The organism is Achromobacter sp. Marseille-Q4954 (genome assembly GCF_943737025.1).
Taxonomy (GTDB): domain Bacteria; phylum Pseudomonadota; class Gammaproteobacteria; order Burkholderiales; family Burkholderiaceae_B; genus Achromobacter; species Achromobacter bronchisepticus_A.
On the sequence record NZ_CALSFQ010000001.1, the window covers coordinates 755158 to 780202 of the forward strand.

Sequence of the window (25045 nt, forward strand, 5' to 3'; positions counted from 1 at the left end):
AAAAAACCGGACGCCTTGCGGCGTCCGGCTCTTCATGCGCTCGGGACCGGTCAGCTTTGCTCGCCGCCCTTGCCCAGGCCCAGATAGCTTTCGATGACCTTCGGGTCGCCAGCCAGCTCGCGCGCCGGGCCGTGCAGGATGACTTCGCCGGTTTCCAGCACATAGCCGTAGTCGGCCACTTGCAGCGCCGCGCGCGCGTTCTGCTCCACCAGCAGGATCGCCACGCCGGTCTCGCGCAGGCGCGCGATGATGTGGAAGATCTCGCGCACGATGCGCGGCGCCAGGCCCAGGCTGGGCTCGTCGAGCATCAGCAGGTTGGGCTTGGCCATCAACGCGCGGCCGACGGCCAGCATCTGGCGTTCGCCGCCCGACAAGGTGCCGGCCTGCTGGGCGCGGCGTTCGCGCAACCGCGGGAACAGGTCGAAGACTTCGTTCAGCGTGTCGCGCCAGCCGCTTTCGCGGGCGCGGTAGCGGCGGAAGCCGCCCAGCAGCAGGTTGTCTTCCACCGACATGGTGCCGAACAGTTCGCGGCGCTCCGGCACCAGCGACATGCCGGCCGCGACGCGGCGCTCGACCTGCCAGCCCGATACGTCGGTGCCGGCGTACTGCACGGTGCCGGCCGCGTGGCCGGTCTGCGGCAACGAGCCCATCATGGCGTTCAGCATGGTGGATTTGCCGGCGCCGTTGGCGCCGATCACCGTGACGATGCTGCCGGCGGGCACGGTGAGCGAAGCGCCCACCAGCGCGCCCACCTTGCCGTAGCGGGCCGACAGGTTGCTGACTTCAAGTACGGGAGCGCTCATCACACGCCTCCTGCCGACACGGGCTTGGCCTGGTCCGCTTCGGGCAGGTCGTCATCGATGCCGCCCAGGTAGGCTTCCAGCACCGCCGGGTTCTTTTGCACGTCGGCCGGCACGCCTTCCGCCAGCTTGGTGCCGAAATCCATCACCACGAGGTGGTTGGTCAGACGCATCACAAAATCCATATCGTGTTCGACGAGCAGAATGCTCATGCCCTCGGCGCGCAACTGCTCCAGCACGCGCGCCAGGTCCTGCTTTTCCTTGTAGCGCAAGCCGGCGGCGGGTTCGTCCAGCAGCAGCAGCACCGGATCGGCGGCCAGGGCGCGCGCGATTTCCAGGATGCGTTGCTGGCCCAGCGCCAGGTTGCCGGCCTGCTCGTACAGGTACTCGCCCAGGCCGACGCGCTTGATCTGTTCGGCGGCCTCGTGCAGCAGCTGCGCCTCGCGGGCGCGGTCCGAATGCAGGGCGCCGGCCAGCACGCCGACGTCGGAGCGCAGGTGCGCGCCCAGCGCCACGTTCTCCAGCACGGTCATGCCGGGCAGCAGTTGCACGTGCTGGAAGGTGCGGCCCACGCCCAGCTTGGCGATATCGCGCGCCGAACGGCTGTCGATGCGCTGGCCCATGAACGTGACCTTGCCGCGCGTCACCGGCAGCACGCCGCTGATCAGGTTGAAGGTCGTGCTCTTGCCGGCGCCGTTCGGGCCGATCAGGCCCATGATCTCGCCGGACGCAACCTTGAAGGAAATATCGTTGACGGCGACCAGCCCGCCGAATTCCTTGCGGATGGCGTCGACTTCGAGCACCACCTGGCCGGCTTGCGGACGCACGCGCGTCGGCAGGGCCGGCGCAGACGCGGGCGGCGCCAGATTGCGGCGCGAGCTATCGGCGCCGGTAATGCTGTCCCACCAGCCCGCCAGAATCGGCCACAGGCCGTTGCGAGCGTATTGCAGCATCAGGATCAGCAGCACGCCGAAGACGATCATCTCGAAGTTGGCGTTGGTATCCAGCAGCTTGGGCAGCAGGTTCTGCAACTGGTCCTTCAGCACCAGGATGACGCTGGAGCCCAGCAGCGCGCCCCAGACGTAGCCGGCGCCGCCGACCACCGCCATGAACAAGTACTCGATGCCGTAGTTGATGCCGAAGGGGCTGGGACTGACGGCGCGCTGCATGTGCGCGTAGAGCCAGCCGGACACGCAGGCCAGCAATGCCGCCCAGACGAAGATCACGACCTTGTAGGCGGCGGTGTTCACGCCCATCGATTCCGCCATGCCGGCGCCGCTCTTGAGGGCGCGGATGGCGCGGCCGGGACGCGAGTTCAGCAGGTTGCGGGTGGCCCACAACGCCAGCAGCACAAACACCCAGATCAGGTAATAGATGTGGCGGCCGCTGGCCAGCGACATGCCGAAGATGCTGATGGGCTCGATGCCAGCGATGCCGTCATGCTTGCCCAGCCAGTCGATGTTGCCGAACAGGAAGTACAGCGACAGGCCCCAGGCAATGGTGCCCAGCGGCAGGTAGTGGCCCGAGAGGCGCAGAGTGATGGCGCCCAGCAGGTAGGCGACGACGGCCGTCAGGATCAGCCCGGCCGGCAGCGCCAGCCAGGGCGAGACATCGTATTGCGTGGTCAGGTAGGCGGTGGTGTAGGCGCCCAGGCCCACGAACGCCGCCTGGCCAAACGAGGTCAGGCCGCCCACGCCGGTCAAGAGCACCAGGCCCAGCACCACCAGGCTGGCCAGCCCGATGTAATTGAGTTGCGTCACCCAGAATTCGGGCGTGACCGACAACATCGGCAGGCCCGCCAGGACGACGAGGAAGAGGACGAGCAAAATGCGGTTCATGACGTTTATTCCTCTTCGTCCACGTGATGGGTGCTGAACGAACGCCAGACCAGAACCGGGATAATCAAGGTGAAGACAATCACTTCCTTGTAGGCGCTGGCCCAGAAGGACGAGAAGGATTCCAGCACGCCCACCAGCAGCGAGCCCGCGGCCGCCACGGGGTAGCTGGCCAGCCCGCCGATGATGGCGCCGACGAAGCCCTTCAGGCCGATCAGGAAGCCGGTGTCGTAGTACACGGTGGTGATGGGCGCGATCAGCATGCCGGACATGGCGCCGATGGCGACCGCCAGCGTGAAGGTCAGGCTGCCGGACATGGTGGTGCTGATGCCGACCAGGCGGGCGCCGCGGCGATTGACGGCCGTGGCGCGCAGCGCGCGGCCATACAGCGTCTTGCCGAAGAACAGCCACAAGCCGATGATCAGGATGGCGCAGGTTGCCACCACGAACAGGCTTTGCGCCGACCAGGTCATGAAGCCCAGGTCGACTTGCCCGCTGACGAAGGCCGGGGTGCGCCAGCCTTCGGCGCCGAAGAACACCAGCGCCAGGCCGGTGAGCGCGAAGTGCACGGCCACGGAAACGATCAGCAGCACCAGCACGGTGGCTTCGGCCAGCGGCTGGTAAACGATGCGGTAGACCATCGGACCCATCGGAATCACCAGCAGCAGCGTCAGCAGCATGTTCAGCCACAGCGAATTGCCGGGTGCGGTGTAGGTCACGGTCAGCCAGAGCAGCGCCAGCGGCAGAACCACACAGGTGGCGATGGCCTTGGGCAAGGCGGCTGCGCTGCGGGTGCGCAGCGCGCGCAGCAGCTCGAGCGCCAGGCAGACGACGCCCAGCAGCGGCAGGAGATAGGCGGTGCCCGGCACTTTGCCGTCCACCAGCATGGCCAGGGTCAGGGCGCCGAACGCCACGAACTCGCCCTGAGGAATGAAAATGACGCGCGTAACGGCGAATACCAGCACCAGAGCCATGCCCAGGAGGGCATAGATGGCGCCGTTGACGACACCGTCTTGCAGCAGGATCAGCGCAATTGAGGAATCCATCTAACAACCTTATTTATTCTGGTGTTCCGGCCGCACCCGGGACACTGATACGACACACCGGCCGGAAAGGCCGGTGCGAAGCATTGCAGGGGTGCCGCGCGGCGGGCGCCGCCGCGCTGTGCGCACCCTTGGATCGGGCGATCCAGGAGGATTACAGGCCGGGCTGGTAGACCCACTTGCCGCCTTCGACCTTGACGATGACGCGCGAACGCTCGTCAAAGCCGGCATGGTCCGTCGGCGACATGTTGAACACGCCTTGCGAGGCGGCCAGGTCCTTCACGCCTTCCAGCGCGTCGCGCATGGCCGCGCGGAACTCCGGCGTGCCGGGCTTGGCGCCCGACTTCAGCGCCACGGGCAGCGCGGCCACGACCAGCTGGCCGGCGTCCCACATATGGCCGCCGAACGTGTTGGTCGAACCGGCGCCGTTGGCCTTTTCGTAGGCGTCCACATAGGCCAGGGCCGACTTCTTGACCGGGTTGCTGTCCGGCAGCTGGGCCGCGACCAGCAGCGGGCCGGCCGGCAGCAGCATGCCGTCGCAGTCCTTGCCGCACACGCGCAGCACGTCGTTGTTGGCGGCGCCGTGGGTCTGGTAGATGGTGCCGCCGTAGTTGCGAGCCTTCAGTTCCTTTTGCGGCAGGGCCGACGGGGTGCCGGCGCCGGCGATCAGGATGGCGTCGGGCTTGGCGCCGACCAGCTTGAGCACCTGGCCCGTCACGCTGGTATCGGTGCGGCTGTATTTTTCGATGGCGACGATCTCGATGCCCTTGGCCTTGGCGGCCTTCTGCATCACGTCCAGCCAGCCGTCGCCGTAGGCGTCGGCAAAGCCGATGAAGCCCAGGGTCTTGACCTTGGACTTGGCCATGGCGTCAGCCAGGGCGCCGGCCATCAGGGCGTCGTTCTGCGGGGTCTTGAAGACCCAGCGGCGCTTGTCGTCCACGGGTTCGACGATCTTGGCGCTGGCGGCCACGCTGATCATCGGCACTTTGGCTTCGGCGGCCACGTCGACCATGGCGAGCGAGCCCGGAGTGACCGAGGTGCCGATGAGCACGTCGACCTTGTCGTCGGAGGCCAGCTTGCGCGAGTTCTTGACGGCTTGCGTCGTGTCGGTGGCGTCGTCCAGGACGATCCATTCGATCTTCTGGCCAGCCACTTCCTTGGGCAGAAGGGCCACGGTGTTGCGCTCGGGGATACCCAGCGACGCGGCCGGGCCGGTGCTGGACACGGTCACGCCAACCTTGACCTGGGCGTTCGCCAGTAGCGGCAGGGCCAGGGCAATGGCGGCAGCCGCCGCGGACAAGCCGAAGTGCTTGCGCATATTTTTGTCTCCTGTGGTGGCTCTTGTGCGCCTCGGTCGAGGCAGGGCGAGCCTAGTTAAAGTTATACAGAAAAAAATATTATAGGGTTAAAACAGTATCAGATGACGATGCGCAACTCCGGTAATTCCCTGATGTGCTACGAAAAACGCATTTCAGCAAACGCATTCGTTAATGGCGAACTTGTACTAGAAAAGATTGGCGGCCGTCAGTTGGGGGATTCCCTTGGACTGCGGCGCGCCTATCAACGCCCCAGCATCGGCCAAACGCGCTCCACCCGCGACGCCACCCAGGCGGCCACCACCGCCTTGGCCAGATCGCCGGGCAGGAACACCGCCACCGCCATCGCGGCCTTGGCCAAACCCATTTTCGTCACGACGGCCAGCCAGGGCACGCCGCAGGCGTAGACCACCGCGATGCCGCCCACCACGCATGCCGCCACGTAGCCGGCGAACTTCGCCCAGCCGCCCGCGGCGCGGCCGGCGAGGCCGCGCGCCAGCCAGCCCGTCACGAAAGCGCCCGCCACCAGGCCCACGAGAAAGCCGCCAGTAGGCCCGAAAAAGGCGCCCAGCCCGCCCCGGCCGCCCGGCAGCACGGGCAGCCCGACTGCCGCCAGCGCCAGGTAAAGCAAGCAGGCCAGCGCGCCGCGGACGGGTCCGAGCATTGCGCCCGCCAGCATGGCGCCCAAGGTTTGCAGCGTTACCGGTACCGGTATGGCGGGCAGCGGAATCGGCGGGATCAGGCTCAGAACGACGATCAGCGCCGCGAACAGCGCAATCAGCACGGTATTACTGGATTTCACGGTTTTCCCCTTTGGGAGATGGAACTGGGCGCGCGGGCCTCAGCGGCTGCGCGCGTCTATCGCTTCGGATACTTCCTGCGCCCTTTTCAACGTCAGCACGATCAAGGGCACGATCAGCGCGACCGGATTGGCGCCCAGGCCGCGGGCCGCCTGCGCTTCGCGGATTTCCTGGAAGTTGCGCCAGATCTCGGGCACGAAACGCAGGGCCAGCGCCAACGCCAGCGCAACCTTGCCGGCATCGACCAGCCTCAGGCGTTCAAGCGGCATCAATGCCCGTTCGCAGACGGCAATCAGATCGGATGTGCGCGTGGCCAGCGTGACGGCCAGGGCCAGCCCCACCATCGCGCCCACGCGCAGCAGAACGGCCAGCGCCTCCAGGCCGCCCTGGAACCAGGCCGTGAACAAGCCCACGGCCAGCAGCACCCAGGCCAAGCCCTTGACCTGCCGCCAGACGGTAGCCGCGGCCACGCCCGTGGACCAGACCAGCGCGGCGGCGGCCAGGAAGGCCGGCGCCAGCCAGCGCGGGTCGCGCAGCAGGAACAGGCCCGCGCCCGCCGCCATCAGCGCCAGCAGCTTCAGCCAGGCGGGCAGGCGGTGCAGAAAGGTATCGCCCGCGACATACAGCGGCTCCATCATGCGCAGTGCTCCCGGTACCAGCGCAGCGCGGCGGCCGGCTGGTCGTCGGCCGCGATGTTGCCGTCGCGCACCACCACCACCCGGTCGAAATCCTCCAGCAGCTCCAGGTCGTGGCTGACGACGATGGCGTCGTGGGGCAAGCCCGCGATGGCGTCGCGCACGCGATTGCGATTGCGCAGGTCCAGCTGGGTGGTGGGTTCGTCAAACACGATCAGCGCCGGCTCCATCACCAGCACAGCCGCCAGCGCCACCAGTTGGCGTTCGCCGCCGGACAGCGTGTGGCTGGTCCGGTCCGCCAGGTGACCGACGCCCAGGCGGCCCAACTGCGCATCGATGCGGGCTTCGCGTTGCTGGCGGTCCGGGGACAGGTGCTTCAGGCCGAACGCCAGGTCCTCGCGGACGATGGGGAAAACAATCTGGTTTTCAGGGTTCTGGAACACGAAGCCGACCTGGCGGCGCACGGCCTTCAGGTCGCGCCGCGTGTCCAGTCCGCCCACCCGCACATTACCGGCAGAGGGCAGGACCAGCCCGTTGATCAGGCGCGCCAGCGTGCTCTTGCCGGCGCCATTGGGGCCGACGATGCCGATGCGTCGTTCGGCCAGCGTCAGGCTCACCCCATTCAGCACTTGCGCCTGGGGCGTGGAAACAACCGCCTGGTCAAACTCGATTAACATGGGGCGGGATTATGCCCGAACCATTTCGGGCATCGGGACTCCAAGAGCTCATATGGACAAAGTACGAAAATCCGACGCCGAATGGCGGGCCCAGCTTTCCCCCGAAGAATACGTCGTCACCCGTGAAAAGGGTACCGAACGGGCATTCACCGGGCGTTACTGGAATACGTTCTCTCATGGCATCTACCGTTGCGTGGGCTGTGGCACGGCGCTGTTCGCTTCCGACACCAAATTCGACGCCGGCTGCGGCTGGCCCAGCTACTTCCAGCCGCTGGATCCCGAACTGGTGCGCGAGGAGCGCGACACCACCCACGGCATGGTCCGCACCGAAGTGCTGTGCAACGTCTGCGATTCGCATCTGGGACACGTCTTCCCCGACGGCCCCGAGCCCACCGGACTGCGCTACTGCATCAATTCCCTGTCGATGACGTTTGAACCCATAGAAGACTGAATGAAGAAGTTCCTGTTCGACCTGTTTCCGCTGTTCCTTTTCTTCATTGCGTATCGGTACACGGACATTTTCATCGCCACCGGCGTCGCCATGGCGGCTGCCGTGCTGCAGATCGTCTGGCTGAAGGCCACGGGCCGCGCCACCGAGGCCATGCACTGGATCAACCTGACCGTCATCCTGGTATTCGGCGGGGCCACGATCTGGCTGCACAGCGATGTCTTCATCAAATGGAAGCCCACGGTGCTGTACTGGCTGTTCGGCGGCGCGCTGGTCTTTGCGCGCCTGCTCTTCGGCCGCAACCTGATCCGCCGCCTGATGGAAAAGCAGATCCAGCTGCCCGACGCCGCCTGGGAACGGCTGAACCTGGTCTGGGCCGGCTTCTTCCTGATCGCAGGCGCGCTCAACCTGTATGTGGCGTTTTCCGGCCACTTCACCGAATCGCAATGGGTCAGCTTCAAGGCCTTCGGCCTGATGGGCCTGATGGTGGTCTTCGTGATCGGCCAGTCGATCTGGCTGGGTAAGCACATCCAGACGGAGGAACAGGCCCCCTCCTCCGACACTCCGCCCCGCCAGCCCTGATCCCCTCCGAATCCCTGGCCGGCGCGCGTAGCGCCGGAACCAAACCTCACTCCCCATGTCAGATACCACCGACCGCATTTCCCTGATCCGGGAGCGGCTAGCCGCCCTGGAACCCGTCAGCCTCGACATTCTGGACGACTCGCATTTGCATGCCGGCCACGAAGGCAGTAAAAACGGCGCCGGCCACTATCGCGTGATCATCGTAGCGCCTTGCTTCGCGGGGCTCTCGCCCGTTGCGCGGCATAGGCTGGTGTATCATCATTTGCAAGATTTGATCCCTTATCCGATTCATGCGCTTGCGCTAGATGCCCAGGCTCCCAAATAGAAAGTAAAAGGATATTCATGAAACGCATCGTCATGCTGGCTGCGGCCTGCGTCATCGCCGTGCCGGCTTTCGCTCAGAACGTGGCTACCGTCAACGGCAAGGCCATCTCGCAGAAGAGCCTGGATCAATTCGTCAAGCTGCTGGTCAGCCAGGGCGCCACCGATTCGCCGCAACTGCGCGAACAGGTCAAGCAGGAAATGATCAACCGCCAGATCTTCGTGCAAGCCGCCGAATCCAGCGGCATCGCCAAGCAGGCCGACGTCCAGACCGAAGTCGAACTGGCCCGCCAAGGCATCCTGGTCCGCGCCCTGATGGCCGACTACCTGGCCAAGCACCCGGTGTCCGACGCCAAGGTCACGGCCGAATACGAGAAGATCAAGAAGGAACAGGCCGGCAAGATGGAATACAAGGTCCGCCACATCCTCGTCGAAGACGAGAAGACGGCGAACGACCTGCTGGCCCAGATCAAGAGCAACAAGAGCAAGTTCAACGACCTGGCCAAGAAGAACTCCAAGGACCCCGGCAGCGCCGACAAGGGCGGCGACCTGGGTTGGGCTCCCCCGACCAACTACGTCCAGCCGTTCGCGCAAGCCGTGACGCAGCTGAAGAAGGGCGAAATGGTCGACAAGCCGGTGCAGACCCAGTACGGCTGGCACATCATCGTCGTCGACGACACCCGTCCGGTGGAATTCCCGCCGCTCGACCAGGTGCGTCCGCAGCTGGAAGAAATGCTGCGCCAGCAAACCCTGGCCGACTACCAGAAGGAACTGCGCGAAAAGGCCAAGATCCAGTAAGCCTTGCCGCACAGATGAAAAATGCCCGCGCAAGCGGGCATTTTTTTCGCCTGGCTGTTTCGGCGCCGGGTTGGTTCCCCCGTTAAGCCAGCGCCTGCCGCAAATGGGCGTCCCAGAGAGGGCCTTCCAGCAGCGGCGACAGATGGCCGTAGCGCCCGGCCACGCTGGTCTGGACAATATGGGCGGGATACGCGATCCGCGCGCCCCCGCCTGGATCATCGGGCGCAAAGAGCTCGTCCGATACGCAGCGCAGCCAACGCACGGGCGTGGCGGCTTCCAGCAGCGCGCCGCGCGCATCGTAGCGGCAGGCGGACGTCCTGAGCAGCGCCATGGACCACGGTGAAAAGCGCGCCGCCCAGGCCTGGGCGTCGGCCCGCAAACGCTGCTCCGCGTCGGGTTCGCCCGCGTCGGCCAGCCATAGCGCGTAGCCATAGCGGCGCAAGGTTGCGCAGCGCGATTCGACCCATTCGTTCCAGGCATCCGCATCGCCCGCATCGAGGGCGGCGGCGATGCGGCGCAGGCGCTGCGCGTCCTCCATGCTGCCGCCGCCGCGCGGCGCCGAAGCCAGCGCCACCACCCGCCCGACGGGCAGCGGCGCGGCCACGGCCCACTGGAAGGCTTGGTAGCCGCCGTAGGAATACCCCACCACCGCATCCAGGCGCTCGACGCCTATCGCGCGCAGCCATTCCCCCTGCAGGCGCACGCCATCGGCAATCGAAACGTCAGGAAATGCGCTGGCTTGGGCCCCGATCGGCGCGCTGCTGCCGAAACTCGAACCCAACGCGTTCGGCGCCAGCACGCAGGTATCGCGCGTATCCAGCGCCGCCCCCGGCCCCAGCCAGGGACTGGCCCAGCCCGCATCGGGATGGACTGCCCCCTCGGCCGGCCGCAAGGCCTGGTGGCTGCCGGATATGCCATGCAGCAGCAACACCACGGCGCGCGCCCGGTGCGGCGGCGGACCGTAGCGGGCCCAGGCCAGCCGGACCGGCGCCAGCATCCCGCCGCCGTCCAATGGCAAGGCCTGCAACTGCGTCACCTCGGCGGCGCGATCCGTAGACTGATGGACGGACATCGGCGGCCCCTAGACCGGACGCTCGCCCATGACCGTGGTGCGATAGATCGTGCGCCGCATGCTGGCTGGCAATTCGCGGGTGGTGGCCTTGTGCATCACGCAGCGGTTGTCCCACATGACCACATCGCCCGGCTCCCATTGCAGCGCGTACTGGTACTGCTCCTGCGTGCAATGCGCGAACAGGCGATCCAGCAATTCCTGGCTGTCCGCCTCGCCCCAGCCGGACACCTCGGCGGTCATGCCGGGATGCACGTACAGCGCCTTGCGGCCCGTCTCGGGATGGGTGCGCACGATGGGATGTTCGACGTCAGGCGTGCCGGCCAGTTGGCTGGCATCCATCCTCACCTGGGTGCCCTCGTCGGCCCTGGTGTTCTTGCGCCGGTAGCGGTGCACCGCCCGAAGGCCAGCCAACTGGCTTTGCACGGCGCCGTCCAGTTCCTCGTAGGCCTGGTACATGTTGACGAACAAGGTGTTGCCGCCCTCCGGCGGAATCAGCTGCGCATTCAGGATGGTGGCCTTGGCGGGACATTCACGGAAGGCGAAATCCGAATGCCAGTACGAACCGCCGTCGGCAATGCCCGCCGGCACGCCGTTCTTGACCTCGTTGGACAGCACGAATATCTCGGGATACTCGGGATGGTTGTACTGGACCAGCACGTGGATATCCAGCTCGCCCAGGCGGCGGCTGAAGCGCAACTGGCCCTCGGGCGACAGGCGCTGGTTCTTGAAGACCAGCAACTGGTGACGCAGGAACAGCGCATTCACATCCGCGAAGGCCGCGTCGTCCAGGGTTTCCAGATCCACACCATGGACGGCCGCGCCAATCAGCGGGCTCAGGGGTATCGCTTTCATCATCAGGCTCCGGCAGAGGTTCAGGGAAGACGGTGCACGCGGGCCTCGGTGCGCACCAGCGGCTCGGCGCCGTGCTCCCCGATCAGCACCGGATACTCCAGCCGCATGCCGCCCACGCCCGGGCGGTACAGGTGCGTGCCCAACGCCACCACCATGCCGGGCGTCACGACGTCGCGGCTGCGCAGGTTGATGAAGGGCCGGGTGCGCGCGCAGGTGCCCAGTCCATGGCCGAACAGAGGCAGGCCGAACTCGCTCAGGCCGTGCTTATCGAACACGGCGATGCCGCGGCTGGCGCACTCCGCTATCAGCCGGCCCGGCGTCAACGACGCCAGCATGGTCTGCACGGTCTCTTCCCAGCAATCGATCAGCTTGCTCTGGGCCGGGTCGGGCTTGCCCAGGAACACGGGCAAAGCCGTATCCGCCATGTAGAGGTCCAGCAAGGGGTGCAGGTCCAGGATCACGAACTCGTTCGGCTGGATAGCGCGGTCGGTGGCCTGTTGGGTGACGCCGCGCAGGAATCCCGTGCGTTCGCCCGCCCCGACTTCGGTGCCGCCCGTCACGGCCCAGGACCAGGTGCTGCCCCGCTGCCGGATCGCACGCTCGATTTCGCCGGCGATCTCGTTCTCGGTCGCTCCGACCCGCACTGCGTTCATGCCCTGCTCGAAACCATAATCCGAGACCTCTGCCGCATGGCGCAGGCGCTCGATCTCGGCGGCGTCCTTGATCAGCATGACGTCATCGATCACGTCCACCCCGTTCGCGAAACGGATGTCGGGCAGATGGCTGGTGAGGTCGAAGTACTCGGCCGCGGTCAGCATGCCCGGCGCCACCTGCGCCGCCCCGGGGTGCGACAGGTCCAGCGCCACCTTGCCCCGCGTCAGCCCGTGGTGCTCCAGGCGCTGGCGTATCAGTTGCGGAAAATCGGAAAACTCGAACTCGTACATCTCCATCTCATGGCCTTCCACCCGCACCCGCGAGGCGTCCATGGCCCAGTAGATGAATTCGCAATGCCCGTCCGCCGTGACCAGCACGGCGCCGCGCCACGGCATGAATGCGCCGCTCAGGTAGTGCAGCGCACCCTGGCGGGTACCCAGGTAGGCGTCAAAGCCGAGTTCGCGTGCGTGTTGGGCGACGCGCTTGCGGCGGGCCTGAAAATCGATGGACTGCATGTGTCTCTCCTCCTTGGGAATTCAGGAAACGGATGCGCCGGAGGCCTTGACGACCGGCGCCCATTTCTCGGTTTCATCCGCTGTGAAGCGGGCAAAGTCGTCGGGCTTGCTGGCCACCGGATCTGCGGCCTGGGAAACAAGTTGCTCGCGCACCCGGGGATCGGCCAACGCCTTGGCAATTTCCTGCTGCAGACGTTCGACAATGGGACGCGGCGTGCCGGCCGGCGCGAATACGCCGATCCAGGACGTCATGGCATAGCCCGGCAGGGTTTCGGCCACGGTCGGGATGTCGGGCGCCGCCGGGGAGCGCTCCGGCCCGGTCACGGCGATCGCGCGCAGCTTGCCGGACTTGATCAGGGGCTGGGCGATGACCAGGCTGTCGAAGGCCAGGTCGGCCTGTCCGCCGATCACGTCAGTCAGCGCGGGCAAGCTGCCCTTGTAGGGGATGTGCTGCATCTGCACGCCGGCCATCTCGTTGAACAGTTCGCCCGACATGTGCATGGACGTGCCGCTGCCGCCCGATGCGCGGTTGAGCTTGCCGGGATTGGCCTTGGCATAGGCGATGAGGTCCGCCACCGAGTGGATCGGCAGCTTGGGGTTGACCACCACCACCAGCGGATACGACACGACTTGCGTGACCGCCGTGAAGTCCTTCAGCGGCTGGAACGGCATGGACTTGTACAAGGTCTGGTTGATGGCGTTGGTGCCTATCGTGCCCATCAGGATCGTGTAGCCGTCCGGGGCCGACTTGGCCACGGCGTCCGCCCCGATATTGCCGCCCGCCCCGGGCTTGGCCTCGACGATGACCGATACGCCCATGCTCTGCGTCATGCGTTCGGCCAGCAGCCGGGTGACGATTTCAGTGGGCCCGCCAGCCGCGGCGGGTACGACGAAGCGGATAGGTTTGCTGGGATAGGCCTCGGCCGCGCTGGCGGCGGAACTGGCCGCCACACCCGCCGCCAGGGCGCATGCGCCCAAGGCGCGCAATAGTCTCCTGCACATGGCATGTCTCCGTTATTGCGGGACGTACCGGGCGGGTGCCCTGGCCGACCCATCTAATTAACGAACAATTGTTCGCTAATTGGCATTTTATGGAGATTGGCGCGGATGTCAAACTACAATCGAGCCTCCAAAGACAAGACTGCCGACACATGGACACGACATTGCCGGAACCGAAAGAAAGGAAAGAGGAGTTTCTCGACAGCCTGGCCAACGGCCTGCAACTGCTGCAGATCTACGCCACCGGCGTGGCCAGCGTGACCGTGCAGGAAGCCGCGGAACAACTGGACGTGACCCGCGCGGCGTCGCGGCGCATTTTGCTGACGCTGGAAAAACTGGGCTATGTGAGGCAGGACGGCAGGAATTTCTCACCAACGCCCAAGGTCATGGACCTGGGCTATGCGTATTTCGCTTCGCTGAGCCTGCCCAAGCTGACCCGCGCGACCATGCGCGAAGTCGCGCAGACCGTGGGGGAAACCTGCTCGCTGGGCGTGCTGGACCGGCAACATGTCGTGTTCCTGGCGCGCGAGGAAGGCCCCAAGCTCCTCAAGCTGGACCTGTCGGTGGGCAGCCGCCTGCCCGCCTACGCCCATTCCCTGGGCCGCACGCTGCTATCGACCCTGGATGACGAGGCGCTCGACGCCTATCTGGAAAGCGCGGACCTGAAGCGCCTGACGCCCTACACGACTGTGTCGCGCAGCGCCCTGCGCAAGCTGATCCGGCAGGTGCGCCAGGACGGCTACTGCATTTCGGTCAGCGAATTGGTGGATGGTTTCGCGGGCGTGGCCGTGCCGCTGTACAACCATGAAGGCCGCGCGGTGGCAGGCCTGAGCGTCAGCATGGTGCTGGGCTCCCGCCAGCCCGACGAATTGAAGCAACAGCATCTGCCGGCCTTGCAGCGCGCGGCCGCCGCCATCCGCGACATGATGCCGCGCAGCACCATCTGATTCGGTGCCTGGCCGGGCGGCCTCAGCCGCCCTGCTCGCCCAGCAAGGCCTTCAGGCCGTCCTCGTCCAGCACCGCCACGCCCAGTTCCTGGGCCTTGGCGAGCTTGCTGCCGGAATCCTCGCCGGCCACCAGATAGGCCGTTTTCTTGGACACCGAGCCGCTGACCTTGCCGCCCGCCGCCTGGATACGCATCGAGGCTTCTTCGCGCGTCCAATTGGGCAGCGTGCCGGTCAACACGAAGGTCTTGCCGGCCAGCGTCGTGGCTTGCGGCGCCGCCTCGGCCACGGGATTCACGCCCTGCGACTTCAGTTGTTCGATCACGTCGCGGTTGTGCTGCTCGGCGAAGAAACGGCGGATCGAAGCCGCCACCACCGGGCCCACGTCGGGTACGGAGGACAAGGCGTCTTCATCGGCGTCCATGATGGCGTCGATGCTGCCGAAATGGCGCGCCACGTCGCGCGCCGTGGTCTCGCCCACGTGGCGGATGCCCAGCGCGTACAGCAGGCGGTTCAAGCCGGGCGCGCGCGCCTTGTCGATGGCGGCCACCAGGTTGTCGGCGGACTTCTGGCCCATGCGGTCCAGGCCCACCAATTCCAGCGGACGCAGGCTGTACAGGTCGGCCAGGGTCTTGACCCGGCCGCTGTCGACCAACTGATCCACCAGTTTTTCGCCCAGGCCTTCGATGTCCAGCGCCTTGCGGCTGGCGGCGTGCCACAGCGTCTGCTTGCGCTGCGCGCCGCAGAACAAACCGCCGGTGCAACGCGCGATGGTCTCGTCTTCCAGGCGTTCGATGGCGGAGCCGCAAACCGGACAGGCCGTGGGCATGACGAATTCGCGGGCGTCGTCCGGGCGCTTTTCCAGCACCGGGCCCAGCACTTCCGGAATCACGTCGCCCGCGCGGCGCACGATGACCGTGTCGCCGATGCGTACGTCCTTGCGGCGAATCTCGTCTTCGTTATGCAGCGTGGCGTTGGTGACGGTCACGCCGCCGACGAACACCGGCTTCAGGCGCGCCACCGGCGTGATGGCGCCGGTGCGGCCCACCTGCACCTCGATGTCGAGCAAGGTGGTGGTGGCTTCCTCGGCGGCGAACTTGTGCGCCAGCGCGAAGCGCGGCGCGCGCGCGACGAAACCCAGCACCTTCTGCGCGGGCAGCGAATCCACCTTGTAGACCACGCCGTCGATGTCGTAGGGCAAGTCGGGCCGCAGCGCGCCGACCTTGGCGTAGAAAGCCATCAGGCCCTCGGCGCCGCTGGCGCGGTGGTTGTGCTTGACGTTGACCGGCAGGCCCAGCGAGGCCAGCCAGTCCAGCATGGCGCCGTGGGATTTCTCGGGCAATTGCGAGGCCTCGGCCACGCCGGCCGACGCTTCGGCGAACAAGCCGCCCTGCGAACCCGCCAGGCCCTGGACTTCGCCCCAGCCATAGGCGAAGAAGCGCAGCGGCCGCTTGGCGGTGATGCGCGGATCCAGCTGGCGCAGGCTGCCCGCGGCGGCATTGCGCGGATTGACGAAGACTTTCTCGTCGCGCTTGGCCTGGGCCTGGTTCAGCTTTTCAAAGTCGGCGCGATTCATCAGGACTTCGCCGCGGACTTCCAGCACCTTGGGGTACGCCCCCTTGAGCTGCAGCGGAATCGCCTTGATGGTGCGGATATTGGAGGTGACGTCTTCACCCGTCTGGCCGTCGCCGCGGGTGGCGGCCTGCACCAGGCGGCCGTCTTCGTAGCGCAGGCTGATTGCCAGCCCGTCCAGCTTGAGCTCGCAGAAGTAATCGGCTTGCTGCGCCGGCCCCAGCAGGCCCGCGCCGCGCAGCGTGTCGGTGACGCGGCGGTCGAAGGCCGTCACGTCTTCTTCGTCGAAGGCGTTGCCCAGCGACAGCATCGGCACCACGTGACGCACGCTGCCAAATGCCGAAACAGGCGCCGCACCCACGCGCTGCGTCGGCGACTCCGGCGTCACCAGCTCCGGATGCTCGGCCTCCAGGGCCTGCAGTTCGCGCATCAGCCGGTCGTACTCGGCATCCGATATCGACGGATCGTCGTAGACGTAGTAGCGGACGTTGTGCTGTTCGATTTCGGCGCGCAAGCGCGCCGCGGCCTGCGCCGCGTTTTCACCGCCAGACGCGCCGCTCATTTACGCAAACACCCTTAGGGCGCGCTCGCTGCCAGCGGGCAGGCCCGCTTGTTCGAGCTGGCCGAACAGCACCTGGAGACGCTCGTCGATGACCGTTTCCGAACCATCGGCCAGCGGCTTGCCCTGGTCGTCCACCAGGTCCGCGCGCAGACGGGCAGCCAGATCGCGGCCCACATCGACCATGCGGCCGAAAGCGCGCTCGTCCGCCGGGCTGCAGGGCACGTCCAGCAGCAGGTACAGGCATTCGATGCCGCCCATGCCGGCATCGAATGCCGCACCGTCGCCGCGCGCCAGCGTGAAGCGGGCTATGCCGTTGTCCGCCGGCCAGGCCAGGCGGCTGCCGTCGGCGACAAAGCCCAGGTCGCGCGCCACGGACAGGACTTCGGCGGCGGGCTGGGCCGTACCCAGCAGCAGGGTCAGGCCAACCTGGGTGTCCAGGGCGGCGCAGGTGTCGTCCAATCGGGCGCCCTGCTCCAGCACGGCCTGCTGGTCCGGACCTTCGATGGTGGCGTCGAAACGCTCGGCCATGTCCTGGGCGCGGGCCCAGGCCTGCGACCATTCGATGGCGGTCAGCGGACCGCTGCGGTTGGCCAGCAGCACGGCCAGCTGCATGGACGCATAGGATTCGCCGGCGTGAACGCGCGCGCGGTGGCGGCGCTGATCGGTTTCGGCGAACACGCGCATGGGCTTGCGGCCCACGTGGCGCAGGCTTTGCATGTAGGGCAGCAGGTCGGCGCCGCGCACGGTGTCGGCGAAGTTGATCTCGATGACCACCTCGCAGGCGGGATCGGGTTCTTCGGTATCGTCGGCATCGCTGCCGGCATCGACCGGCGCCGGCTGACCGGACTGGGCACGGGCGCTCTCGCCGCCCATGCCGGGCTCGCGGCGCGACGCCGCTGCGCCCGCGGCCGGCGCAGCGCCTGCAGATGCCGCCCCCGCCCCCAACAGCGGATCCTGTTCGGTGGAGGGGAAATGGGTCTGCATCTTGCGCCGGACGCGCCGGTCCTGCCACCAGTTGAATCCCAGCACCAGCAGTATCAGCAATACGCCCAGGGCTATCAGCCCGATCTGCAAATCACTCATGTATAAATCCCGCGCCGAAACCCCGACGCCCTTCTGAATATTGGGTTTATGCCGCTTCGGAGGCCATCATCTGGACGGCCGAGTCTATGTCTACCGCAACGATACGCGAAACCCCTTGCTCTTGCATGGTTACACCGATCAGTTGCTTGGCCATCTGCATCGCGATCTTGTTGTGCGAGATGAACAGGAACTGGGTCTGCTCGCTCATGTTGGCGACCAGGTTCGCGTAGCGCTCCGTGTTGGCGTCGTCCAGCGGCGCGTCCACCTCGTCCAGCAGGCAGAACGGCGCAGGGTTGAGCTTGAACAGCGCGAACACCAGGGCGGTCGCGGTCAGGGCCTTTTCGCCGCCGGACAGCAGGTGAATGGTGCTGTTGCGCTTGCCCGGAGGCTGGGCCATGACCTGCACGCCAGCGTCGAGAATTTCCTCGCCCGTCATGGTCAGCTTGGCCTCGCCGCCGCCGAACAGCTTGGGGAACAGTTCGCCGAAGTGGCCGTTGACGACGTTGAAGGTCTCTTGCAGCAGCTCGCGGGTTTCGCGGTCGATCTTGCGGATGGCGTCCTCGAGGGTCTCGATGGCGGTCATCAGGTCCTGGTGCTGCGAATCGAGGAAGCCCTTGCGCTCGCGCGAGGTGTTCAATTCATCCAGCGCCGCCAGGTTGACCGAGCCCAGGGCTTCGATCTGGCGCGAAATGCGGCTGACTTCGGACTGCAGCCAGCTGGCGCGGCGCCATTCATCGGGCTGGTTGGCCAGATCCTGGGCCAGCGCCTCGCGGTCGACCTCGCGCGCGTTCAATTGTTCGGTGAACTGCTCTTCGGCCAGGCGGGCGGCCTGTTCCTGCAGCTGCAGTTCCATGATGCGGGCGCGCCGCGGCTCCAGCGTCTGTTCCTGCTGCAGGCGGTCTTCGTCGGCGCCGCGCAGCAGGGCCGCCAGATTTTCCAGTTCCTGGCGCGCGCGCGACAGCGCTTCCTCGCGCTCGGCGCGCGCTTCCAGGGCGTCCTGCAGGCCGGCCTGGGACGCCGAGGCGTCCAGCTCGGCCAGGTCCACCATCAGCTGCTCCAGTTCGACGCTGCCGCGCTGGCTTTGGTCGGCCGCCAATTGCTGGTTGCGCTGTAGATCGGTAATGCGGACCTGGATGCCGCGTTCGGCAAATTCGGCTTCCTGGGCGGCGCGTTCCAGTTCGCGCAGGCCGGCGCGGGCCGCTTCAGCCTGGGCCGCCAGGGTTTCGCCGTCGATCTCGGCGTCGGCGAAACGGGATTGGTGTTCGGCCAGCTCCTCGTCCAGCGCCTCGAAGCGGGCCTCGGCCTCTTCGCGGGTGGCGCGCAGGTCTTCTTCCTGGACCTTGATCTCTTCCAGGTCCTGGCGCAGGCGCGAAGCGCGTTCGCCGGACTGCTCGGCCTGCTGCTGCAGGCGCGAGTGTTCCAGCTGGATGTCGTGCACCCGGCGGGTGACCTCGGCCACGCGCTGGCGCGCCGGGGCGATGGCCTGGGACACTTGTTGCCAGGCGGCCTCGGCGCGGGCAACCGCGGCGCGCGCCTGGTCGGCGATCAGTTGCTGGGCCTTGATCTCGCGTTGCAGGTTCTCGATTTCCTGCTGGCGCGCCAACAGGCCGGCCTGCTCGGAATCGGGCGCATAGAAACGCACGCTGTGGGCGTCGACCAGATGGCCAGCCTTGACCACGCAGGCCCCGCCCGCGGGCAGGCTGGCGCGCATGGCCAGCGCCTGGGTCACGTCGGTGGCCGTGTAGATGCCGCCCAGCCACTCATTCAGCAGCGTACGCAGGTCGGGATCGGTGATGCGCAGCAGGCTGGCGAGCGAGGTCAGGCCGGCCGGCGCGGCGGGCGTCGGCGCGGCGGCCGGCAGCTGGTAGAAGGCCAGCCTGGCCGGCGGCGCATCCTCGGCGAAGGCGCGGGCCCAATCCAGGTTGCGCACTTCCATCGAGGCCATGCGCTCGCGCAGTGCGGCTTCCAGGGCGGTTTCCCAGCCCGGTTCGATGTGCAGCTTCTGCCACAAACGCGACAGACCGGCCAGTTCATGCTTGGCCAGCCAGGGTTCCAGCGCCCCCTGCTTCTGCACGTCTTCCTGCAGCTTCACCAGGGCCGACAGGCGGGCTTCCAGGCGCGCCAGGTTCTGCACGTCGGTCTGGGCGGCGGCCTGGGCGCGGCTGCGCTCGGCATCCGCTTCCGGCACGCGGCCTTCCAGGGTAGCCAGCTCTTCCTGGGCTTCCTCGAGCTGGTCCTCGCCGGCGGCGCGGTCGCCAGCCAGTTGCTCCAGGCGCACCGGATCGGGACTGTGCAGTTCGCGCAGTTCCTGTTGCAAGCGTTCGCGGCGCTGCTCCAGCGCCTGCATCTGGCGGTCCGCGTCGCGCTGCGACTGGGCCACCAGGGCGAGATTCTGTTCGACGCGGGCCAGCGCGGCGCGCATCTCGTCGCGCCCCGAGGCGGCTTCGCGCACGCGCTGCTCCACGGCCGGCAGCGCGGCCTGGGCGTCCTCGGCCTTGGCGCGCGCCTCTTCCGTGCGGGCGGCGCCGGCGGCCAGGTCTTCCTCGGCCTGGGCGATCTGTTCGGTGCAATGCTCGCGCTGGGCGGTCCACTCGCCGATCTGCTGCTGCAGCTGATCGCGGCGCGCTTGCAGGCGGTTGCGGGAATCCACCACGTGACGGATTTCGGCTTCCAGGCGGCTGACTTGCGCGTTGGCCTCGTACAGCCCGCCCTGGGCGGTATGCACTGCATCGCTGGCGGCGTAGTGGGCCTGGCGGCGGGACTCCAGCGCGGCTTCGCCCGCCCGCAGGCCGGCGATGGCGGCTTCCAGTTCATTCTGGGCCTGCGCCATCTCCTGGGCTTTCTTGGCGCGCTCTTCGCGCGCCCCGGTTTCCTTCAGGAACCACAACGCATGCTGCTTCTTTTCGCCGTCGGCCTGGAGTTCGCGGTAGCGCGTGGCCACTTCGGCCTGCGCTTCCAGCTTCTCCAGCTGATTATTGAGTTCGCGCAGGATGTCTTCGACGCGGGTCAGGTTCTCGCGCGTGTCGGACAGGCGGTTCTCGGTCTCGCGGCGCCGTTCCTTGTAGCGCGACACCCCTGCCGCCTCTTCCAGGAACACCCGCAGTTCTTCGGGACGCGCCTCGATCAGGCGGTTGATCATGCCCTGGCCGATGATGGCGTAGCCGCGGGCGCCCAGGCCGGTGCCCAGGAAGATGTCGTGGATGTCGCGGCGGCGGACCTGCTGGTTGTTGACGAAGTAGCTGCTGGTGCCGTCGCGGGTCAGCACCCGGCGCACGGCGATTTCCGCGTAGGTGCTCCACTGGCCGGCGGCGCGCCCTTCGCTGTTGTCGAACACCATTTCCACCGAGGCCCGCGCAGCAGGCTTACGGTTGCCGGAGCCGTTGAAAATGACGTCCTGCATGGACTCGCCGCGCAGTTCCGAGGCCTTGGCCTCACCCAGCACCCAGCGCACGGCATCAATGATGTTCGATTTTCCGCAGCCATTGGGACCCACCACGCCCACCAGTTGGCTGGGCACGGGAATCACGGTGGGATCGACGAAGGACTTGAAGCCGGCGAGTTTTAGCTGAGTAAGACGCACAATACGATGACGACGGGGTGGGTTGAACGAAAGGCGTTAACGGACCTGCCGCACAGATTGCAAACCGGCCCCTGGGGGGCCGGCTTACACATGGGTCGTATGATACCGCAGGCAGTCTGTCCCCGAACGTCAGCAAGGGTCAAGGCGTGTTGTCCCTAAGGCTTGCCGGCGGTCAACCCGCGGGCAAACGCTCAATGGCCGCCGCCTGGGGTCCGGCTATACTCCCTGACACTTTTTTGCACGACACATAAATTTTCACGCGGACTGGCCGGGGCCAGGCCTGAGAACGGGGACATTCTTGAAACGTGGTTTCTATCTGGTCATGGCCGCGCAGGCCTTCTCGTCATTGGCGGACAACGCGCTGTTCATCGCAGCCATCGCCTTGATACAGGAACTGCATGGGCCGGACTGGATGGCGCCCATGATGAAGTGGTCGTTCGCGCTGGCTTACGTGGTGCTGGCCGCCTTTGTCGGGGCGCTGGCGGACTCCTTCCCCAAGGGCCGCGTGATGTTCTCCACCAATGCCCTGAAAGTGACCGGCTGCATGCTGATGTTCTCGTATGCCAGCATCGGCGTCGCCCCCGAGTACCAGACCTACCTGGTCTGCGCGGCCTACGGCATCGTCGGCATCGGCGCCGCGGCCTACTCCCCCGCCAAGTACGGCATCGTCACGGAAATGCTGCCCCCGGCCATGCTGGTCAAGGGCAATAGCTGGATCGAGGGCCTGACCGTCTTCTCCATCATCCTGGGCACGGTGCTGGGCGGCCTGCTGATCTCGTCCTCCGTTTCCACCGCCCTGCTCAGCCACTCCTTCATCGGCAAGCTGGTCCACACCCCGGCCGAGGCCGCGATCCTGGTCATCGCCTTCGTGTACCTGCTGGCGGCGCTGTGCAACCTGCTGATTCCGCACACCCACGTGCGCTACCCGCCGCAGCAAAAGAACCCGGTGCGGCTCATCCGCACCTTCTGGGGCTACGTCCGTGTACTGTGGAAAGACAAGCTGGGCCAGATCTCGCTGGCCGTCACCACCCTGTTCTGGGGCGCGGGCGCCACGCTGCAGCTGATCGTCATCGAATGGGGCCGCAGCCACCTCGGATACCAACTGGACAAGGCCTCGATGCTGATGGGCGTGGCCGCGCTGGGCACCGTCGTCGGCTCCATCCTGGCGGGCCGCATTCCGCTGCGCCGCGCGCTGGCCGTGTTGCCGGTCGGCGCCGCCATGGGCCTGGTCGTGCTGCTGATGCCGCTGGTCTACTCGCCCTGGAGCGTCTACCTGCTGCTGCTGATCACGGGCGGCCTGGCCGGCTTCTTCGTGGTGCCGATGAACGCGCTGCTGCAGCACCGCGGCCACGTGCTGCTGTCGGCCGGCCACTCCATCGCCGTGCAGAACTTCAACGAACAGCTCAACATCCTGCTGATGGTGGCCATGTACACGCTGCTGCTGTGGCTGCAGCTGCCCATCAACATCATCATCGTGATCTTCGGCACTGTGGTCGCGGTGCTGATGGTGGTCTTCATGCGCTGGAGCAAGCGCAACCTGCAGGCCAATCCCGAACTGCACGACCAGATCGGCCAGGAAGGCCATGGGCGCGCGCTGGACTCCACGCACTAGGCGCGCAATTCCGCTGCAATGAAAAAACCGGGCTTGCGCCCGGTTTTTCTTTGCCCCACGACCATGGAGCCAGGCTCAGGCCAATTGCGCCACGGCCAGGCGCAGGTCCTGCCAGGCGCGCGCCTTCTCGCTGGGGCTGCGCAGCAGGTAGGCGGGGTGGTAGCTGACAACCACCGGAATCTCCCGCCCTTCGTCGGTCTTCAACTGGTGGATACGGCCGCGCAGGCTGCCGATGGTCGCGTCCGTGCCCAGCAGCGTCTGGGCCGCGAAACGGCCCAGCACCAGGATCCGCTCCGGCTTGAGCAGCGCGATCTGGCGCATCAGGTAGGGACTGCAGGCCGCGATTTCCTCGGGCTTGGGATTGCGATTGCCAGGCGGCCGGCACTTGATGACGTTGGTGATGAACACGTCGCGCTCGCGGCTCATGGACACCGACGACAGCATGGCGTCCAGCAACTGGCCCGAGCGGCCCACGAAGGGCTGCCCTTGCCGGTCCTCTTGCTCGCCAGGCGCCTCGCCCACCACCAGCCAGCGCGTGGGCTGGCCGCCGTGACCGAAGACCGCGTTGCGGCGGCCCTTGCACAGCCCGCAGGCGGAACAGGCCACGACCTGATCGTGCATTTCTTCCAGCGTGGAGTTCCGGATCGCTTCTGCCACCGGCACGGGCGGCGGAAGCGCTGCCTCGGCCTCGGCCTTGGGAGCTGGAGGCGGCGGCGGGCCTTTGCGGTTCAGGATCGACGCCGGTATTCCGGCACGACCGGGAACCGGTTCCGCAGGCGCCGCTACGGCGGCGGGCGCTGCCTCGCGCGCCGGGACGGCAGCGACCGGCGCGACAGCCGCAACGGGCTGCGGCGCAATCGGCGCCTCAGCTACGGGAATCTGCGCCGCAGCCGGCAAAACCGGCGTCGAAACAAGGACTTGCGTCTCGGCCGTCGGCCTGCTGGGCGCAGGGGCCGGACGCAGCCACAGCCGCTCCATGCCGATCTCGCGCAACCAGATGCGCTGCAGCGGATTGACCCGGGGCGCGGCCGGCGGCGGCGCTGCGTTGGGCTGGCTCATGCAGCCGCTCCATCCGCCGCAAAGCGCTTCTGCATGACCAGGGCATCTTCCCTGCCGCCTTTCTCGGCCGGGTAATAGCCTCGGCGCACGCCGATTTGCAGATACCCGTGCCGTTTGTAGAAACTGATGGCCGACTCATTGGAGGGGCGCACCTCCAGCAGCACGCCCTCCATGCCGCGTTCGCGCGCCTGCTGCTCGCACCAGTCCAGCAGCAAGCCGCCCAGGCCCTGGCGGTGCAACGGTTTGGCCACCGCGATCACCAGCAGGTGCGCCACGTCGGGCGCGAACATGAGCACGCAAAACCCCGCCAGCTTGCCTTCGCGCCGCAGCGCCCAGGCGCCGTAGCCTGCCGCCAGGGCGTCCGCGAAATTGCCGCGCGTCCAGGGGAAGGCCTGCACGTGCGCCTCCAGCGCCACGACCTCGTCCAGGTCGGCGTCGGTCATCGGTTGAGGCACCGATGGAACCAGCGAAGGCCGGGCTTTCGGATTACCGCCTTCGCCGCGCATGCGCTCGGCCGTGGTGAATGCCACCTTGTCGCGCACGTAGAGCGGCGCGGCCAGCTCGGGCGCCACGGCCTCGCCCCGCAACCAGCCCTGCCGCCCCAAACGGGCGACGCTGGCCGCTTCCGGGCGCCTGGCGTCCGCGCGGCGCCAGGCGCCGGGATATTCCATTTCGGACGCGTAGGCATCCCAGGCATCGCCGGCCAATACCGGTTCCAGCGGCAGGCCCGCGCGCGCCGACCAGGCCGGCAGGTGATGGGCGGTCCATGGCACGACTTCGGCCGCCGCGATCAGCAAGGGCGCCTGCAGGACTTCCCAAGAGATTTCGCCATCTGAAATGTTCGCCTGGCGGTAGACGGCCAGATAGACCTCGTTCATGCGGGCGTCCAGCGCCACCACGATCGCGCCCGCCGGGGTGGTCTCCACCTGTGCGGCGACCGCCTGATGAGAGACAATGGGAACAACGGGGATGCCCAGGCCGAGGCCCATGCCTTGCGCCACTCCGCAGGCCACCCGCAGGCCGGTGAATCCGCCCGGACCCTGGCCAAAAGCCACCGCGTGCAAGGCGGCTGGCGCCAGTCCGGACGCCGCCAGCAACTCGTTGGCCATGGGCAGGAGCCGTTCCGCGTGCTCCTGGGAGCCTTCATGTTCCCTGACGCTGACCTCCAGGCGGCCATCGACCGCCCGCAACAGAGCCACGCCGCAACGGGACGAAGAAGTTTCCAAAGCCAGCAGGTTTAGTTCCATAGATGCAGATTGTACGAAATACCGCGACTCCGCCCCCGG

Annotated in this window: 22 protein-coding genes; 6 read left to right on the forward strand and 16 right to left on the reverse strand. The window is 66.9% G+C overall.

Annotation, left to right across the window (positions count from 1 at the left end; translation table 11 throughout):
- Window positions 1–50: 50 nt before the first annotated feature.
- From NGK62_RS03470 to NGK62_RS03500, 7 genes are all read right to left on the reverse strand, one after another.
- Window positions 51–803, reverse strand: coding sequence for an ABC transporter ATP-binding protein (locus NGK62_RS03470; RefSeq protein ID WP_054450551.1), 753 nt, complete (start codon window positions 801–803; stop codon window positions 51–53).
- The gene (locus tag NGK62_RS03475) at window positions 803–2638 is read right to left on the reverse strand and encodes a branched-chain amino acid ABC transporter ATP-binding protein/permease (RefSeq protein WP_059374892.1); all 1836 of its coding nucleotides are present in this window, start codon (window positions 2636–2638) and stop codon (window positions 803–805) included. The genes NGK62_RS03470 and NGK62_RS03475 overlap by 1 nt, the downstream gene beginning before the upstream one ends.
- A 5-nt stretch (window positions 2639–2643) precedes the next feature.
- On the reverse strand, window positions 2644–3681 hold the full coding sequence (locus NGK62_RS03480; protein WP_059374894.1) for a branched-chain amino acid ABC transporter permease: 1038 nt from the start codon (window positions 3679–3681) through the stop codon (window positions 2644–2646).
- Between the two features lie 151 nt (window positions 3682–3832).
- Window positions 3833–4996: an ABC transporter substrate-binding protein gene (locus tag NGK62_RS03485; RefSeq protein ID WP_059374895.1), complete on the reverse strand. Its 1164-nt coding sequence runs from the start codon at window positions 4994–4996 to the stop codon at window positions 3833–3835.
- A 242-nt stretch (window positions 4997–5238) separates the two neighbouring features.
- Complete coding sequence (locus NGK62_RS03490; RefSeq protein ID WP_059374897.1) at window positions 5239–5796, reverse strand: biotin transporter BioY; 558 nt, start codon at window positions 5794–5796, stop codon at window positions 5239–5241.
- A 39-nt stretch (window positions 5797–5835) separates the two neighbouring features.
- Window positions 5836–6432 (reverse strand): energy-coupling factor transporter transmembrane component T family protein, encoded by a 597-nt coding sequence (locus tag NGK62_RS03495; protein WP_251877437.1) that lies wholly within the window; start codon window positions 6430–6432, stop codon window positions 5836–5838.
- On the reverse strand, window positions 6429–7106 hold the full coding sequence (locus tag NGK62_RS03500; RefSeq protein WP_118931864.1) for an energy-coupling factor ABC transporter ATP-binding protein: 678 nt from the start codon (window positions 7104–7106) through the stop codon (window positions 6429–6431). The genes NGK62_RS03495 and NGK62_RS03500 overlap by 4 nt, the downstream gene beginning before the upstream one ends.
- Window positions 7107–7158: 52 nt before the next feature.
- Between NGK62_RS03500 and msrB the strand changes: the two genes are divergently transcribed.
- From msrB to NGK62_RS03520, 4 genes are read left to right on the forward strand one after another with little or no spacing between them, the layout of a single operon-like run.
- Window positions 7159–7557 carry a peptide-methionine (R)-S-oxide reductase MsrB gene (gene msrB / locus NGK62_RS03505; RefSeq protein ID WP_118931865.1) on the forward strand — a complete coding sequence of 133 codons (399 nt, stop codon included), beginning with the start codon at window positions 7159–7161 and terminating at the stop codon, window positions 7555–7557.
- Window positions 7558–8136, forward strand: a complete 579-nt coding sequence (locus NGK62_RS03510) for a septation protein A (RefSeq protein ID WP_054450536.1) — start codon at window positions 7558–7560, stop codon at window positions 8134–8136.
- A 55-nt stretch (window positions 8137–8191) separates the two neighbouring features.
- Complete coding sequence (locus tag NGK62_RS03515) at window positions 8192–8461, forward strand: BolA family protein (protein ID WP_082400667.1); 270 nt, start codon at window positions 8192–8194, stop codon at window positions 8459–8461.
- A gap of 17 nt (window positions 8462–8478) precedes the next feature.
- On the forward strand, window positions 8479–9255 hold the full coding sequence (locus NGK62_RS03520) for a peptidylprolyl isomerase (protein WP_054450534.1): 777 nt from the start codon (window positions 8479–8481) through the stop codon (window positions 9253–9255).
- 82 nt (window positions 9256–9337) lie between these two features.
- Here the strand turns inward: NGK62_RS03520 and NGK62_RS03525 are convergent, their stop codons facing one another.
- From NGK62_RS03525 to NGK62_RS03540, 4 genes are read right to left on the reverse strand one after another with little or no spacing between them, the layout of a single operon-like run.
- A complete protein-coding gene (locus tag NGK62_RS03525; RefSeq protein WP_251877439.1) occupies window positions 9338–10327 on the reverse strand; it encodes an alpha/beta fold hydrolase in 990 nt (329 codons plus the stop codon).
- Window positions 10328–10336: 9 nt separating this feature from the next.
- Window positions 10337–11182 carry a TauD/TfdA dioxygenase family protein gene (locus NGK62_RS03530; protein ID WP_251877441.1) on the reverse strand — a complete coding sequence of 282 codons (846 nt, stop codon included), beginning with the start codon at window positions 11180–11182 and terminating at the stop codon, window positions 10337–10339.
- Between the two features lie 17 nt (window positions 11183–11199).
- Window positions 11200–12348: a M24 family metallopeptidase gene (locus NGK62_RS03535; protein WP_251877443.1), complete on the reverse strand. Its 1149-nt coding sequence runs from the start codon at window positions 12346–12348 to the stop codon at window positions 11200–11202.
- 21 nt (window positions 12349–12369) lie between these two features.
- The gene (locus tag NGK62_RS03540) at window positions 12370–13350 is read right to left on the reverse strand and encodes a Bug family tripartite tricarboxylate transporter substrate binding protein (RefSeq protein WP_059374910.1); all 981 of its coding nucleotides are present in this window, start codon (window positions 13348–13350) and stop codon (window positions 12370–12372) included.
- A 149-nt stretch (window positions 13351–13499) separates the two neighbouring features.
- Here NGK62_RS03540 and NGK62_RS03545 point away from each other — a divergent pair, with 149 nt between their 5' ends.
- Window positions 13500–14294, forward strand: a complete 795-nt coding sequence (locus tag NGK62_RS03545) for an IclR family transcriptional regulator domain-containing protein (protein ID WP_082400663.1) — start codon at window positions 13500–13502, stop codon at window positions 14292–14294.
- 22 nt (window positions 14295–14316) lie between these two features.
- Here the strand turns inward: NGK62_RS03545 and ligA are convergent, their stop codons facing one another.
- The 3 genes from ligA to smc are packed head-to-tail and all read right to left on the reverse strand — an operon-like array spanning window position 14317 to window position 21088.
- A complete protein-coding gene (ligA, locus tag NGK62_RS03550; protein WP_059374912.1) occupies window positions 14317–16425 on the reverse strand; it encodes an NAD-dependent DNA ligase LigA in 2109 nt (702 codons plus the stop codon).
- Entirely contained in the window at window positions 16426–17508 is a 1083-nt protein-coding gene (locus tag NGK62_RS03555) for a cell division protein ZipA C-terminal FtsZ-binding domain-containing protein (RefSeq protein WP_251877445.1), read from the reverse strand.
- A 46-nt stretch (window positions 17509–17554) separates the two neighbouring features.
- A complete protein-coding gene (gene smc, locus NGK62_RS03560) occupies window positions 17555–21088 on the reverse strand; it encodes a chromosome segregation protein SMC (RefSeq protein WP_251877447.1) in 3534 nt (1177 codons plus the stop codon).
- 298 nt (window positions 21089–21386) lie between these two features.
- Here smc and lplT point away from each other — a divergent pair, with 298 nt between their 5' ends.
- Complete coding sequence (gene lplT / locus NGK62_RS03565) at window positions 21387–22700, forward strand: lysophospholipid transporter LplT (protein WP_059374923.1); 1314 nt, start codon at window positions 21387–21389, stop codon at window positions 22698–22700.
- Window positions 22701–22775: 75 nt separating this feature from the next.
- Here the strand turns inward: lplT and NGK62_RS03570 are convergent, their stop codons facing one another.
- Both NGK62_RS03570 and tsaB read right to left on the reverse strand, forming a co-directional pair.
- Entirely contained in the window at window positions 22776–23759 is a 984-nt protein-coding gene (locus NGK62_RS03570) for a uracil-DNA glycosylase (protein WP_251877449.1), read from the reverse strand.
- Window positions 23756–25006 (reverse strand): tRNA (adenosine(37)-N6)-threonylcarbamoyltransferase complex dimerization subunit type 1 TsaB, encoded by a 1251-nt coding sequence (gene tsaB, locus NGK62_RS03575; protein ID WP_118931873.1) that lies wholly within the window; start codon window positions 25004–25006, stop codon window positions 23756–23758. Before tsaB ends, NGK62_RS03570 begins: the two co-directional genes overlap by 4 nt.
- Window positions 25007–25045: the final 39 nt, after the last annotated feature.

Coding starts and splice junctions, on each gene's coding strand:
- NGK62_RS03470 (WP_054450551.1), bottom strand. CDS start 803: ATGAGCGCTCCCGTACTTGAAGTCAGCAACCTGTCGGCCCGCTACGGC.
- NGK62_RS03475 (WP_059374892.1), bottom strand. CDS start 2,638: ATGAACCGCATTTTGCTCGTCCTCTTCCTCGTCGTCCTGGCGGGCCTG.
- NGK62_RS03480 (WP_059374894.1), bottom strand. CDS start 3,681: ATGGATTCCTCAATTGCGCTGATCCTGCTGCAAGACGGTGTCGTCAAC.
- NGK62_RS03485 (WP_059374895.1), bottom strand. CDS start 4,996: ATGCGCAAGCACTTCGGCTTGTCCGCGGCGGCTGCCGCCATTGCCCTG.
- NGK62_RS03495 (WP_251877437.1), bottom strand. CDS start 6,432: ATGATGGAGCCGCTGTATGTCGCGGGCGATACCTTTCTGCACCGCCTG.
- NGK62_RS03500 (WP_118931864.1), bottom strand. CDS start 7,106: ATGTTAATCGAGTTTGACCAGGCGGTTGTTTCCACGCCCCAGGCGCAA.
- msrB (WP_118931865.1), top strand. CDS start 7,159: ATGGACAAAGTACGAAAATCCGACGCCGAATGGCGGGCCCAGCTTTCC.
- NGK62_RS03510 (WP_054450536.1), top strand. CDS start 7,558: ATGAAGAAGTTCCTGTTCGACCTGTTTCCGCTGTTCCTTTTCTTCATT.
- NGK62_RS03515 (WP_082400667.1), top strand. CDS start 8,192: ATGTCAGATACCACCGACCGCATTTCCCTGATCCGGGAGCGGCTAGCC.
- NGK62_RS03520 (WP_054450534.1), top strand. CDS start 8,479: ATGAAACGCATCGTCATGCTGGCTGCGGCCTGCGTCATCGCCGTGCCG.
- NGK62_RS03525 (WP_251877439.1), bottom strand. CDS start 10,327: ATGTCCGTCCATCAGTCTACGGATCGCGCCGCCGAGGTGACGCAGTTG.
- NGK62_RS03530 (WP_251877441.1), bottom strand. CDS start 11,182: ATGATGAAAGCGATACCCCTGAGCCCGCTGATTGGCGCGGCCGTCCAT.
- NGK62_RS03535 (WP_251877443.1), bottom strand. CDS start 12,348: ATGCAGTCCATCGATTTTCAGGCCCGCCGCAAGCGCGTCGCCCAACAC.
- NGK62_RS03540 (WP_059374910.1), bottom strand. CDS start 13,350: ATGTGCAGGAGACTATTGCGCGCCTTGGGCGCATGCGCCCTGGCGGCG.
- NGK62_RS03545 (WP_082400663.1), top strand. CDS start 13,500: ATGGACACGACATTGCCGGAACCGAAAGAAAGGAAAGAGGAGTTTCTC.
- ligA (WP_059374912.1), bottom strand. CDS start 16,425: ATGAGCGGCGCGTCTGGCGGTGAAAACGCGGCGCAGGCCGCGGCGCGC.
- NGK62_RS03555 (WP_251877445.1), bottom strand. CDS start 17,508: ATGAGTGATTTGCAGATCGGGCTGATAGCCCTGGGCGTATTGCTGATA.
- NGK62_RS03570 (WP_251877449.1), bottom strand. CDS start 23,759: ATGAGCCAGCCCAACGCAGCGCCGCCGCCGGCCGCGCCCCGGGTCAAT.
- tsaB (WP_118931873.1), bottom strand. CDS start 25,006: ATGGAACTAAACCTGCTGGCTTTGGAAACTTCTTCGTCCCGTTGCGGC.